Genomic DNA, 13,161 nt, shown 5'->3' on the forward strand with positions numbered 1-13,161 from the left:
CACCATCTTTTCCGATTAAGATAACACCCTGAAATTCACCATAGGATATTTTATCGGGATTAATATCGGTTTTTAATCCATCCTTATCCAATACTTCCTTTCCCGTGCATACAAAAAGAACTAAATCTCTTTCCTCCATTTCGTCATGCCGTATAACAAACTTGCTAATCTGTGTGTTTCTGGCAGGCAAATCATTATTCACATCCATTATGAGGAGAATACGTTTTTTCCACTTAAATTCAGTTAATTCCTGTGCGGACATCCCATTGAGTTGTAACATTAAAACTAAAAACGCAATATATCTTAGACTAAACATATGCATATAAAGTACTAAAATAAAAAAACCACCTGACTATAGGTGGTTTTAAGTGAATATTTAAACCTATCAGATTTTAGAAAACATTTTGTGCATCTTCGCTTGTTCTTCTTCAGCTAAAGCAGAATCTACAAGAATTCTTCCACTATGTTCATCTGTAATTATCTTTTTTCTGGAAGCAATTTCTACCTGTACCTGCGGAGGTATGGTAAAGAATGAACCTCCTGAGGCACCCCTTTCAATTGGAACAACTGCCAGACCGTTTTTAACATTATTTCGAATTCGTTTATAAGCTTGTACTAATCTATCTTCAATTTGCTTTTCAAATTTTTCAGATTTAGCCAAAAGTGCTTTTTCCTCCTTATCAGTTTCCGCAAGAATCGCGTCTAATTCACTTTTCTTGTGTTTTAAGTGTGACTCACGCTCCACAAGTCTTTCTTTAGTCTCGCTAATTACTTCCTTTTTTTGCTCGATTTGAACTTTGTATTCTTTAATGTTTTTCTCAGCTAATTGTATTTCCAATTCCTGAAATTCAACTTCTTTCGCAAGTGAATTGAATTCTCTGCTGTTTCTTACATTTTTTTGCTGGTCAGCATATTTTTTTATCAGTACTTTGGCTTCTTCAATTAAATTCTTTTTAGCCCCGATTTCATAATTTATTGTTTCCAAATCGGTCTTTAACTTATCCATTCTTGTTTTCAAACCAAGTACGTCGTCTGCAAGATCTTCAACTTCAAGCGGTAATTCACCACGTACATTTCTAATTTCATCAACTCTGGAATCTATTAATTGCAAATCGTATAATGCTCTTAATTTATCCTCCACGGTTGTTTCTACTTTTGTTGCCATATTTAATAATACTTGATAGGATTTGTAATACTCTTCGATAACGAGATTGCAAAATTAGGCATTTTTTTTGTAAGATAGTCTAGCAATAAATTTTTTGTAAACTGCTCAGTTTCATAGTGTCCTATATCTGCAAGAAGTATTTTGTTTTCAGCCTCGAAAAACTGATGATACTTGATGTCTGATGTAATAAAAACATCTGCACCCGAATTTTTAGCCGCAGTAATGGCAAAGGCCCCGCTTCCTCCTAAAACTGCTACTTTACGTATTTTTTTACCTAAAAAATCTGAGTGCCTTATACAGGATACATTCATTTTGTTTTTTAGGATATTGAAAAAGTCTTTTTCGGCTTGTGGTATTTCCAATTCACCTATCATTCCCATACCAATTTGAGAATCAACATTGTCTAAGGTATATATTTCGTATGCGACCTCCTCATACTGATGATGTTCAAATAATGCGTTCAAAACACTTTTTTCTTTACTTTTAGGAAAAGTAACATTGATCTGTGTTTCTTCTTCTAAATGTAGCTCGCCTTTTTTCCCCTTTACCGGATTCGCGTTTCTTCCGGCTTTATAGCTGCCTGTGCCTTCTACGGTAAAACTGCATTCACTATAATTTCCTATATTTCCCGCCCCTGCTTTAAAAAGAAATTCCAACAGGACTTTAGAATGCGTTCTGGGTACATATGTTGTTAATTTTTTTATGGTTCCTTGTTGTGGAATTAATATCCTTGTGTTTTTCACCTCCAGTACTTCGCAGATTTTGGCATTTACACCTTCAATTGAATTGTCGAGGGCAGTGTGCAGGCAATAAATAGAAATATTATTTTGAACAGCCTTTATAACTGCACGCTCTATATAATTAGAGCCGGTAAGGTTCTTAAGACCCTTAAACAATATTGGATGAAAACTAATGATCAGATTACATGATTTGCCAATTGCTTCATCAATTACATTTTCCAGTGAATCAAGGGTAACAAGAATATTTGTTACACTCATGTCCGGATCACCTACAAGAAGCCCAACATTATCAAAATTCTCAGCGTATTCAAGTGGAGCCAATTCTTCGAGTATTTCAGCAACATCTTTAACCTTCATATTTAAAAATTTATGGCTATTAGAATAAGCCTTGTCTATTAATAGTATGTATGATAAAGCCTAAATAAAATTTAGGGTAATCCTCAGGCGCGTGGAATTTGATATCGTTTAGCATTATTCTAAAACCAATTAAAATTAATACAACTGGGAATAATTTAATAGTATGTTTTAAAGTTAAGTACGTGCATCAAAGATAAAATATTATATTTTCGTTCCTATGCAACTGCTAAGAATTCTAGCTTTCCCATTTTCTTTGATCTATGCCCTCGCGGTATATTTTAGGAATGTTTTATATGATTCAGGGATTTTACAATCTACAGAATTTAAAACTGTAGTTGTTAGCGTGGGAAACTTAAGTACAGGAGGTACAGGCAAGACACCAATGATTGAATGGCTTTTAAATCATTTGTCGCCAAGCTCAAAGCTAGCAGTTTTGAGTAGGGGTTATAAAAGAAAAAGCAGGGGATTTGTTTTGGCCCAAAAAACAAGTACAGCTGAAGAAATTGGAGACGAGCCCTTGCAGATATATTCTAAATTTCCTGAAGTTTCAGTAGCGGTAGATGCAGATAGAATTAGAGGTATTAAACTGCTTGAAACCTCGAAGCATCCAAATCTTATACTTTTAGATGATGCATATCAACATAGAAAAGTGAACCCATTATTTTCAATCTTATTGACATCTTACGGAAATTTATACACAAATGACTGGTATTTACCAACTGGAAATTTAAGAGACAATAAAAGTTCATCTAAGCGAGCAGATCTAATTGTTGTTACTAAATGCCCTCCAGATTTGGATGATGAAAGTCAATTGAGAATCACACGGGAGTTGAATCCTGGAAAAAATCAAAGGGTATTATTCTGTGCTTTAGAATATGACATTAATTTAAAAGGAAAAAAAGAGGAAATATCCCTCAATGGTTTACAAAATAAAGTAGTCTCATTAGTAACAGGAATTGCTAACCCGAAACCTCTAATTGCTTTTCTAAAAAGTGCCGAGATTAATTTTGATCATCATCAGTATAGGGACCATCATTTTTTTTCCAGGAAAGAGATTGATTTTTTTAACTCCAAACCTTTAATACTGACTACGGAGAAGGACTATATGCGGTTAAAAGATAGCGTAGAAAATCTTTACTATATATCCGTCAGGCATCGATTTTTGAATAAGGGAGATGAGGTTATTACCAAAAGCCTTGAAAAATTAGGATACTGATTTCTTTAATTTATGTTCAAGGATGTTTTCACCAATTTTTTGATAAAACACTTCTGGTTTAAAAGGTTTAGTAACTACGTCATTACAACCTGCTGCATAGAAACTTTCTAAACTGTCGTCTAAGGATATTGCGGTAAGCGCTATAATTGGGGTGTCAGAATCAAACTTTCTAATCTGAATAGTAGCTTCAACCCCACTTATTCCCGGCATATGTATGTCCATTAGTATACCATCGTACTGACTTGTGTTGGCCATTTCTACAGCCGTGTTTCCGTTTCCGGCAATTTCACAGCTAACACCCTTTTTCTCCAACATTTTTTTGGTTATTACCTGATTTATCTTATTGTCTTCAACAACGAGTACATGAAGGCCATTTAAATCATAGTCTTTTTGGGTTATCTCAAAAGGAATGTCATCTACTAAACTATCTTTGCTTTTAAGGTCTAATTCAAAGAAAAATGAACTACCCTGGCCCAAAGTACTTTTAAGCTGTATTTTACTGTCAAAAAGGCCTAACAGACTCTTCACAATAGTAAGCCCAAGTCCAGTACCTCCATATTCCCTGTTAATTTGAATTGAGCCTTGTTCAAAACTATCAAAGATATTTTGTTGTTGTTCAATTGAAATTCCTATTCCATTATCCTTAACTTCAAAATATATAGTGACGTCCTCTTCCTCCTTTTTAAGGAGTTTAGCTATTACATGTACTTCTCCATTTTTGGTGAATTTTAAAGCGTTACCAAGAAGGTTCATAAATATCTGGGATAATTTAATAGGGTCGCTCATTAAATGTTTTGGAATAGTCTCGTCGTATTCCAGGATAATTTTTGTTCTATTTTCTTTAGCACTCTGCTGCAAAGAGCTTATTACGTCTGCAAGCACTTTTTTCAGATTAAATTCCATCTTTAAGGCCTCCAACTTGTCAGCATCTATTTTATTTATTTGCAGTATGTCATTTATAAAATTTAGTAAATAATCACCCGAAAACTTTAAAGACTTTAGATGTTCTTTTTGATTATCACTTGGGTTCTCTTCCAATAAGAGGTGCGCCAAACCGGTAACGGCATATAGCGGTGTTCTCAATTCATGACTTACTGTAGACAGGAAGTTGGTTTTGGCTTCCATAGCCTGAATTGCCGCATCTCTGGCAGTTTGAAGCTCCCTGTTTTTGGTTTGCAGAAGATCATTGGTCTTTAACTTAATCTGATTGTTCCTGAATAGAGATACCGCTAATAAAGAAATAATAGTTAAAAAAGCCGAGGTTAGGATAGCGGTAATTTCAGATCTGTTCCGGGATTCATTTAATTCCTCAATTTTAGTGTCCTGACGCTTAATTTCTTCAGACATAAATTCAAATTGAATCCTATCGGCTGTTTTGGCTTCGGCCTTAATTTTTTCTATGGTGAAAACAGAATCTTTTAGTTTTAAAAGATTCCTGTTATGAACTAGAGAGAGATCGTATTTTTCTCTTTTTTCAAAGGCCTGGCCCAATATTTCATTGGCTTCAAATTCCTCTTTGTAGAAGTTATTTGCCTTAGCGATTTCTAATGCACTAACCCCACTTTTAATACTTTCATCAAAGTCTTGAGTTTCAAGATATACTTTAGCCAATCCCAGGTGTGACCTTGCCATTAGTGATTCTTTCTCAAATACATCATTATTTACCACAAGGGAATTAAAATTTAGTGCCGCGCTATCATATTTTTCTATGGTGAAGTATATATTGGCCTCTAATAATAGTATGTTGTTGAGAAGATTACGGTCATTACTTAGCTGCTTAGATTCATTAAGCATAAAAATGGCCTGAAAGTTATTACCGCTGTCATAGAGAAGAATAGATTCTATGTATTTGTGGACTGCATGGCCATATGGGTATTCCAGTTCATTAAGCAGAACTGTAGCGCGATCCCAATAAAAAAGAGTGGTCTCTCTTTTATCCAGTTCCATGTATAGCAATGCAAATTTGTGATAACAATCCACGAGGGCCTTTTCATCTTCTGTTTCTTCTGCCAAAGCTGCAGCTTTGTCCAGGGATTCCAGGGCAAGATTTATTTTGTTCTGGTTTTTGTAAATCCTGGTTTCATCAAAAAAAGTTTCTAAACCATTTACCTGATTTGTTCGCTCTTGGGACAAGACAATAGATGTGAAGGACATGCAAAGCAAAATTAGCAATGCCTTAATAATTATAGTATGTTGTAAAAATAATCTCAAATGATTTTTTATCAATTAAAAAAGTTAATTAAATACATTAATTTTTAATGCACTTTTATAACTTTTTGATATTTAGAAAATTATTAAATTTATTAATTAACCTTACCTTTGAATCAAACGTTTAGGATAAACAACTATTGTTTATTTAAATAGAAACTATAGGTTCTTTCCTATAAAAAGTACTGTTTTTTAGCTCATTTTAGGAAAATCTGTTAAAAATATTATTTATATAGAGAATAATCACTGCTTTTTTAAGATTAAATAGTACTGCCAAGCCACTGGTTTATGAGTGGATATTTGTACTAAAACCCCTTAATTCTTTTTTATGGAAATCTATGGAAAACAGAATGTTTATAAATATTTTAATGAATATGTTTATGTGCTTTATATGAAGATCTAACCAAAGCCCCGCTCTCAACATGCCTGAATCCCATGCTTTTCCCCAATTCCTCATACTTGGCAAATTGTTCGGGTAGAATAAATTCCTTTACAGGCAAGTGCCTTTTAGAAGGTTGAAGGTATTGTCCAATTGTAACCACATCGACCCTGGCATTTCTAAGGTCTTCCATGGTCTCGATAACTTCAGATTCCAGTTCTCCAAGACCCAACATAATTCCAGACTTGGTTCGTTTAACTCCCTGCTCTTTCAGGTAATGCAGTACATTTAGGCTTCGCTCATACTTTGCCTGTATCCTAACTTCCCGCGTAAGTCTTTTTACAGTTTCCATATTGTGAGAAACAACTTCGGGAGCAACATCAATAATACGATCTAAATGAATTCCAAGTCCTTGAAAGTCAGGAATTAGGGTTTCTAATGTGGTATTCGGATTCATTCTTCTAATAGCTTTTACAGTTTCCGACCATATAATAGAACCCATATCTTTAAGATCATCCCTGTCTACAGAGGTAATTACAGCATGTTTAATACCCATAATCTTTATGGAACGCGCTACTTTTTCGGGTTCTTCCCAATCCACATTCTCGGGCCGGCCAGTTTTTACACCGCAAAACCCACAGGACCTCGTACAAATATTGCCTAAAATCATAAAAGTAGCTGTACCTTCTCCCCAACATTCCCCCATATTCGGACAGCTACCTGAAGTACATATGGTATTCAAATCATATTTATCAACCAAACTTCTTAGCTGGGTATATTTTTTCCCAGTTGGCAATTTAACTCTTAACCATTTTGGTTTGCCTTTAGGCGGTAGTACATGGGAAATAGTTTCAATGCTCATAGAAAATTTTTAAACAAATATACGACCAAATAGAAAAATAAAAGCTATTGGACAAGGGCTCAACTTTTAAACAATAACTTAACTGGTAAAAACTATCTTTTGCTTTTGATGATTTCTGCTAATAACTTTTTTGCCCGGAGTAGTTTTACTTTAACATTATTCACTGGTTCTCCTAATTCTTTGGCAATTTCTGCATAAGATAGTTCATTAAAATACCGAAGATTAATGACTTTTTGATAATGCGGCTTTAATTGTTTAATATTTTGAAGAAGTTTTGCAAGATTCTGATCGGTGATTAATTGATCTTCGGCTGTTGGGGCATCATCAAGAACCTTTTTAATGGCCTCGTTATTGCCACTATCAGTTCCATCAAGAACATTCCTTTTTCTTTTTCTAATGAGGTCTACATGTAAATTTTTAGAAATAGTAATTAGCCATGTTTTAAACTCATAAGCAGCATCATAAGAATCTAATTTGTCGAAAGCCCGGGAAAAGGTTTGTATTGTTATATCCTCGGCATCATTTTCATTTTTAGTCCGGATTAATTGAAAACCATATACATCATTCCAGAATGTGTCAAGTAAACTACTAAAAGCAATCTGATTACCCGCTTTAGCCCGTTCAATAGTACTTATGAGTGTTTCGTCAGTTTTATCCAAACTTTGCTCTTTAATAAATCTAAAGGTAGGTTAACGCTAATTTGATTTTACGGAAACCTCTTTTCTGCAATCCTGTTCGTCCGGAAGTTTACCACAAAAACCGCAGGCCTCTCCATCGCCATTAAGATAAGGGTTTTGACTAGCGCAAGTGCCGGCAAACTCACCATCTTTTTTAGACCATATTTTAATTGCAATTCCTGCGAATGCCAGCGCAAGAAGACCTATAGTAAGTAAAATTAACGTCATAAAGAAAATTTTCACAAAGATACAAAAATAAAGCCCCTAAAAGGGGCTGTATATTCTACAAATCATTTGTTTCTCAATAGGAAATATTGGCTACGATATTCTGAACCGTAGGAGTGTCATTTCCGCCTTGAGGTTCTATAGTTATATAACCAATAGCGTTTTCGGCATAAGGTAAGGGTCTGAGGCGATCTTTATCATCAACATTTTTAATTACTCCCAGATTTACCATTTCACCATTAACTTCAGCCCACATCTGATAACATTGGTTGTCAGGTAAATTAGGCAAACTCTGAACATTAATATAGGAAAGTTTTTTAACAGGATTTATATAGGCCACTGCTTTTAATTCCTTTGCCTTTTTATTTCCATTTACGGTATACTTTTTAGTCTGAGGATTATTTAGCACTATAAACTGGTTTCTTACATCTTCCAGTTGTTCTTTCATATCTTCTTCCAGAGTTCTGATCTTGTTATTTACGATTACATTTTCATCCTGTAAATTTTGATTTTGATTCCAAAAGAAATAAGATGATCCAGCAAAAAGGAAAGCCGCTATACTTGCAGCAATAGCATATCTTTGAAACTTTCTCCTGCCTGTATTCTGTGCTTTAATTCTATTTAGGATCTTGGTCTTAAGACCTTCAGGGGTTTTAAGGGCATGTAATTTTGCAAATGTTTCAAGATTCGTTTGTAACTCATCGTAGGTCTTTCTAACTTCAGGATACATTGCAATATATCGCTCAACTTGCATAGATTCTTCAGGAGTAGTGTTTCCCAACAGATACTTTTCAAGCAAATCAGTATCTAAAAATATTCGTATTTTATCTTTCATGACATTAAAATTAATAGGGGCAAAAGTATCATAGAATTACCATAAATCTTTTTAAGTTCTCTTAGTCCAATTTTTAACCTGGATTTGATAGTTCCCAACGGAATATTTAATTCATCGCTGGCTTCTTGTTGTGTCATTCCTTGAAAAAACAAGGCATCCAACACCACATGATATTTATGTTCTATCTTCTCCATGTTCTCTTTGACATCCATGAACTCGGGTCTGATACTGTCTATTCCTAGATTATATACGTCCGAAACATCAATTTGGATTTCCTTATCAGATTTGGTGTTTACGCTACGTAATTTGTCAATGGCTGTGTTTCTTGTAATTCTGAAGAGCCAGGTAAATAATTTTGCCTTGGAGGAATCATATGAGTCAGATTTTTTCCAGATCTTCACAAAACTCTCCTGTAATACGTCTTGAGCCAGTTCTGAATCTCTAACTACTTTAAAAGCAACCCCGTAAAGCGTATCGCCATAATGTTCATACAGCAATGAAATAGCCTTGTCATTGCGCTCATGCAACAATTCAACAATATGTTTTTCAAGTAGTGTACTCATATTAGATTAACGACATCAAATAATTCGGAAAGAAAGCATCCAAAATATTATTCTGACCCGTATATAGTGTAAACGCTAAATTATAAAATTGATTGTTAAGAAAGCGTTTTCTCAATTTTAATTAGATAAATGTGCAACTGGTTATTGTACATTTAATTTTTGGTTAGTTTGGTTTGGTATAACCCCCGTGAATTCTTTCACGGGGGTTATTTTATACCTTTTTATTATTCTTTTTAGCCAATTATATTTACTTCAGGGCTGATCTCGATGTCGAATTGCGTTGATACAGCATCCTGAATTTTATTTGCTAAGCGTAGTAACTCCTGTCCACTTGCATTTCCATAGTTTACCAGGACCAGAGCCTGGTTTTTATGAACCCCGGCATCACCATATCTTTTTCCTTTAAATCCGCATTGCTCAATTAGCCATGCTGCAGGAATTTTATAAGCAGTTTCTGATATTTGGTAAAATGGCGCATCAGGATTATTGTCCAAAAAAGTAATAAACTTATCTTTTGTGATTACCGGGTTTTTAAAGAAACTTCCACTATTGCCCAATTTAGCAGGGTCCGGCAGTTTCTTTTGGCGAATTGAAATTACAGCATTGGAAACATCCTTGATTGTAGGATGGTCAATATTATTTTTTTTCAATTCAGTTTCAATTGCACCATAAGAAGTATTTGGTCTATGTGGAGGTTTACTTAATTTTAAATTTACAGACGTTATTATGTATTTACCCTTCCCTTTATTCTTAAAAATTGAATCTCTATAGCCAAACTGACAATCAGACTTGGAAAAAGTTATGATTTGCTGAGTAGAAATATCCATCGCTTCACAGCTTTCAAAACAATCTTTAAGTTCAACCCCGTATGCACCTATATTTTGTATTGGCGAAGTGCCAACATTTCCCGGAATTAAGGATAAATTTTCCAAGCCTCCGTAGTTGTGGTTTATCGTCCAAATTACTAATTCATGCCAGTTTTCTCCTGCCATAATCTTTAGGATTACGTGATTTTCCTCTTCTGAAAGAATGGTAATTCCTTTAATGTTAATATGGATTACTAATGCATTTAAATCATTGGTAATTAGCATATTACTTCCGCCGCTTAACACAAGTTTTTTTGGGTAGCCCTTTTGTCGAAGTACTTCTTGGAGATTCTGGATTGTGGTTATTTCTATAAAATGACTTGCCAAGGCTTCAATGCCAAAAGTATTATACTTCTTCAAAGATATATCATGCTGTATTTTCACAAAGCCTGGTAGGATTTAAGTGCTTCTTTTAATATTTGAACGGCTTTTATTAAACGTTCTTTTTTAAGAACATAAGCAATTCGTATCTGATTCTTACCCATTCCTTTGGTTGCGTAGAATCCTGCAGCAGGTGCCACCATAACTGTCTCACCGTCTAATTCATATTTCTCCAGAAGCCATTGTGCAAAATGATCAGCATCTGTTATTGGTAATTGCGCTATACAGTAAAATGCCCCGTGGGGCCTGCCTACAATTACACCTTCTATTTTATTCAATTCAGCTATAAGTAAATCACGCCTTTCTACATATTCTTCTATGACGTCCTTAAAGTACTCCTGTGGTGTTTCTAAAGCAGCTTCACTTGCAATTTGGGCATATGTAGGAGGTGAAAGCCTTGCCTGGGCAAATTTTAAAGCTGTTTTTATAACCTCCTTGTTTTTTGATACAAGACAACCAATTCTTGCGCCACACATGCTATACCTTTTGGAAACAGAATCTATAACGATGGCGTGTTCGTCCAATCCGTTTTCCTGTAATATTGAATAATGCTCTTTTCCATCGTATGTGAACTCTCTATAGACTTCATCTGCCACCAGAAAAAGATTGTATTTTTTTACCAATAACGCCAGTTTCTGAATTTCAGTTTTATTGTATAAATATCCCGTAGGATTTCCAGGATTGCATATAAGGATTGCTCTTGTCTTATTCGTAATGAGCTTTTCGAATTCCTCAATAGGAGGTAGTGCAAAATTGTTTTCAATTCTCGAAAGTACGGGAGTCACTTTTATTCCCATAGCTGTCGCAAAACCATTGTAATTGGCATAAAAAGGTTCAGGAATTATAATTTCATCCTGAGCATCAGCAATGCTTCCCATGGCAAAGGAAAGTGCTTCAGATCCTCCTGTTGTAACCAATATGTCATTGTGTGTGACATATATTTTTTGCTTTTTGTAATAGTCGCTTAATTTTTTACGATAGATTTCGGAACCTTCGGTTCTACTATAGGCTAAAACTTCAATTGTGTTGTTTTTAACTGCATCTAAGGCCTGTTTGGGCGTTTTTATATCTGGCTGACCAATATTGAGATGAATTACATCTATTCCTCGTAATTTGGCATCTTCCGCATAGGGAACCAATTTCCGGATTGGGGACTCTGGCATCAATTGACCCTTCCTTGAGATGGCTGGCATAAATTCAAAATTTTAGCAAAAATGAGAAATCATTATGGACAAAACAACATAAAGTTAAATATTATCAGTTCATCTAATGGAATGTTAAAGTACTATAATCTTATGTTATTATTTAATATCTTTAAGATATATTGAACTAATTATTAGCAAGTTGCGTAGATTATTCAAAATTCTTTTATTGTTAATTCTGTGGCTTCCATCTTATGGTTTATCACAAGGTTTTGGATTGGCAAATGGGAAAAAATTTGAAAAGATTAATTTTAAATTAATCAATAACCTTATAATTATACCTATTGAAGTTAACGGGGCGAAGTTGTCCTTTATCTTGGATTCAGGGGTAAGCAAACCTATTCTTTTTAATGTATCGGATCAGGACTCTATTCAATTAAGGAATGTATCTGAAATTACCATAAGAGGTCTTGGGGATGGAGACCCAATAAAAGCACTTAGTTCAAAAGACAATTTTTTCAAATTGGAAGAAATTAGGAATTTCAATCAATTGTTATACGTTGTTCTGGACAAGGATATGAATTTCTCCCCAACGCTTGGAATCCCCATTCATGGAATTATTGGTTATGACTTATTCCGAGATTTTGTTGTCGAAATTAACTATGATGCAGAATATATTAAATTTCACGATCCGAAATTTTATAAAGGAAAACAAAATAAAAAATCACAGACATTACCTTTATTTATAAGGCGGAATAAGGCCTATATTGATGGAAATATCGGTTTAAATGAGGCAAACGACGTACCTGTAAAACTTTTAATTGATACTGGAAGTAGCGATGCTGTATGGCTCTTTAGGGATGAGGAAAAGGGACTCGGGATTCCCGTACAAAATTATCAGGATTTTTTGGGTCAAGGCCTGAATGGAAGTATTTATGGTAAGCGCACTAAAGTTAATAGAATTAGTCTGGGAGAGTTTGCCTTAAAGGATGCAAAAGCCGCATTTCCAGATATGGAGACCTTTAGTACCTCAGTGGTTACAGGAAATAGAAATGGTAGCATTGGAGGGGCCATACTTAAACGTTTCAATATTATTTTTAATTATCCTGCAAAGGAAATTACTTTAAAAAAGAATGCACATTTTAAAGCTCCATTCCAGTATAATATGTGTGGCTTGCAATTACAACATAATGGTGTTCGATATATAGCAGCCCGGATTGCCGATAGAAGAGGTGTTGTTTTTAATAATGAAAGAACATTTGGAGACGTGCAAATTCTGATGCAAAACCAAACCCGGCTTAGTTTGGTACCGGAGATTATTGTTTCTGGTATCAGGGCAGGCAGCCCGGCAGAAGAAGCCGGTCTAAAAGAGGGGGACATAATTTTAGCGGTAAATGGCAAGCGCATTCATAGTTATAAACTTCAGGAAGTCATGAAAATGCTCAATGAAAAAGAAGGAAAACGCATAAAGGTCCTAATTGAAAGATACAACAACAATTTGTTATTTTCATTTGTACTCAAAAAAGCATTTAAATAAAAAAAACC

General features: G+C 34.6%; 13 protein-coding genes. 2 read left to right on the forward strand and 11 right to left on the reverse strand.

Annotated elements, in window-relative coordinates:
- The 3 genes from WBN20_RS09180 to WBN20_RS09190 all read right to left on the reverse strand — a co-directional run.
- Positions 1 to 262, reverse strand: a 262-nt coding sequence (locus WBN20_RS09180; protein ID WP_424281471.1) for a DUF4174 domain-containing protein, incomplete at its 3' end; no start/stop codon positions are given.
- A 123-nt stretch (positions 263 to 385) separates the two neighbouring features.
- Positions 386 to 1,165 (reverse strand): zinc ribbon domain-containing protein, encoded by a 780-nt coding sequence (locus WBN20_RS09185; RefSeq protein ID WP_424281472.1) that lies wholly within the window; start codon positions 1,163 to 1,165, stop codon positions 386 to 388.
- A 2-nt stretch (positions 1,166 to 1,167) separates the two neighbouring features.
- Entirely contained in the window at positions 1,168 to 2,262 is a 1,095-nt protein-coding gene (locus WBN20_RS09190) for a Nif3-like dinuclear metal center hexameric protein (RefSeq protein WP_424281473.1), read from the reverse strand.
- Between the two features lie 217 nt (positions 2,263 to 2,479).
- On the opposite strand from WBN20_RS09190, the gene lpxK reads away from it, so the two are divergent.
- Positions 2,480 to 3,478: a tetraacyldisaccharide 4'-kinase gene (lpxK, locus tag WBN20_RS09195; protein WP_424281474.1), complete on the forward strand. Its 999-nt coding sequence runs from the start codon at positions 2,480 to 2,482 to the stop codon at positions 3,476 to 3,478.
- On the opposite strand, the gene WBN20_RS09200 is transcribed toward lpxK, so the two are convergent.
- The 8 genes from WBN20_RS09200 to WBN20_RS09235 all read right to left on the reverse strand — a co-directional run bounded on the left by WBN20_RS09200 (position 3,467) and on the right by WBN20_RS09235 (position 11,667).
- The gene (locus WBN20_RS09200) at positions 3,467 to 5,632 is read right to left on the reverse strand and encodes a response regulator (RefSeq protein WP_424281475.1); all 2,166 of its coding nucleotides are present in this window, start codon (positions 5,630 to 5,632) and stop codon (positions 3,467 to 3,469) included. The two genes, lpxK and WBN20_RS09200, sit on opposite strands and share 12 nt — an antisense overlap.
- 419 nt (positions 5,633 to 6,051) lie before the next feature.
- Complete coding sequence (gene lipA, locus WBN20_RS09205) at positions 6,052 to 6,927, reverse strand: lipoyl synthase (RefSeq protein ID WP_424281476.1); 876 nt, start codon at positions 6,925 to 6,927, stop codon at positions 6,052 to 6,054.
- Between the two features lie 92 nt (positions 6,928 to 7,019).
- Entirely contained in the window at positions 7,020 to 7,586 is a 567-nt protein-coding gene (locus WBN20_RS09210; protein ID WP_424274301.1) for an RNA polymerase sigma factor, read from the reverse strand.
- Positions 7,587 to 7,622: 36 nt separating this feature from the next.
- A complete protein-coding gene (locus WBN20_RS09215; protein ID WP_424281477.1) occupies positions 7,623 to 7,832 on the reverse strand; it encodes a membrane or secreted protein in 210 nt (69 codons plus the stop codon).
- Between the two features lie 73 nt (positions 7,833 to 7,905).
- On the reverse strand, positions 7,906 to 8,664 hold the full coding sequence (locus WBN20_RS09220; protein ID WP_424281478.1) for an anti-sigma factor: 759 nt from the start codon (positions 8,662 to 8,664) through the stop codon (positions 7,906 to 7,908).
- Positions 8,661 to 9,227, reverse strand: a complete 567-nt coding sequence (locus WBN20_RS09225; protein ID WP_424272694.1) for an RNA polymerase sigma factor — start codon at positions 9,225 to 9,227, stop codon at positions 8,661 to 8,663. The genes WBN20_RS09220 and WBN20_RS09225 overlap by 4 nt, the downstream gene beginning before the upstream one ends.
- A gap of 233 nt (positions 9,228 to 9,460) precedes the next feature.
- Positions 9,461 to 10,477, reverse strand: a complete 1,017-nt coding sequence (gene murB, locus WBN20_RS09230) for a UDP-N-acetylmuramate dehydrogenase (protein ID WP_424281479.1) — start codon at positions 10,475 to 10,477, stop codon at positions 9,461 to 9,463.
- A complete protein-coding gene (locus WBN20_RS09235) occupies positions 10,474 to 11,667 on the reverse strand; it encodes a pyridoxal phosphate-dependent aminotransferase (protein WP_424274912.1) in 1,194 nt (397 codons plus the stop codon). The genes murB and WBN20_RS09235 overlap by 4 nt, the downstream gene beginning before the upstream one ends.
- A 178-nt stretch (positions 11,668 to 11,845) precedes the next feature.
- Here WBN20_RS09235 and WBN20_RS09240 point away from each other — a divergent pair, with 178 nt between their 5' ends.
- Positions 11,846 to 13,153 carry an aspartyl protease family protein gene (locus WBN20_RS09240; RefSeq protein ID WP_424281480.1) on the forward strand — a complete coding sequence of 436 codons (1,308 nt, stop codon included), beginning with the start codon at positions 11,846 to 11,848 and terminating at the stop codon, positions 13,151 to 13,153.
- Positions 13,154 to 13,161 lie beyond the last annotated feature (8 nt).

It is taken from the genome of Eudoraea sp. (assembly GCF_049665975.1).
Classification (GTDB): domain Bacteria; phylum Bacteroidota; class Bacteroidia; order Flavobacteriales; family Flavobacteriaceae; genus Eudoraea.

Bases quoted from the DNA above. Each gene is read 5' to 3' on its own strand.
- WBN20_RS09185 (WP_424281472.1), bottom strand. From the start codon at position 1,165: ATGGCAACAAAAGTAGAAACAACCGTGGAGGATAAATTAAGAGCATTA.
- WBN20_RS09200 (WP_424281475.1), bottom strand. From the start codon at position 5,632: ATGTCCTTCACATCTATTGTCTTGTCCCAAGAGCGAACAAATCAGGTA.
- WBN20_RS09215 (WP_424281477.1), bottom strand. From the start codon at position 7,832: ATGACGTTAATTTTACTTACTATAGGTCTTCTTGCGCTGGCATTCGCA.
- WBN20_RS09190 (WP_424281473.1), bottom strand. From the start codon at position 2,262: ATGAAGGTTAAAGATGTTGCTGAAATACTCGAAGAATTGGCTCCACTT.
- lpxK (WP_424281474.1), top strand. From the start codon at position 2,480: ATGCAACTGCTAAGAATTCTAGCTTTCCCATTTTCTTTGATCTATGCC.
- WBN20_RS09220 (WP_424281478.1), bottom strand. From the start codon at position 8,664: ATGAAAGATAAAATACGAATATTTTTAGATACTGATTTGCTTGAAAAG.
- WBN20_RS09235 (WP_424274912.1), bottom strand. From the start codon at position 11,667: ATGCCAGCCATCTCAAGGAAGGGTCAATTGATGCCAGAGTCCCCAATC.
- lipA (WP_424281476.1), bottom strand. From the start codon at position 6,927: ATGAGCATTGAAACTATTTCCCATGTACTACCGCCTAAAGGCAAACCA.
- WBN20_RS09225 (WP_424272694.1), bottom strand. From the start codon at position 9,227: ATGAGTACACTACTTGAAAAACATATTGTTGAATTGTTGCATGAGCGC.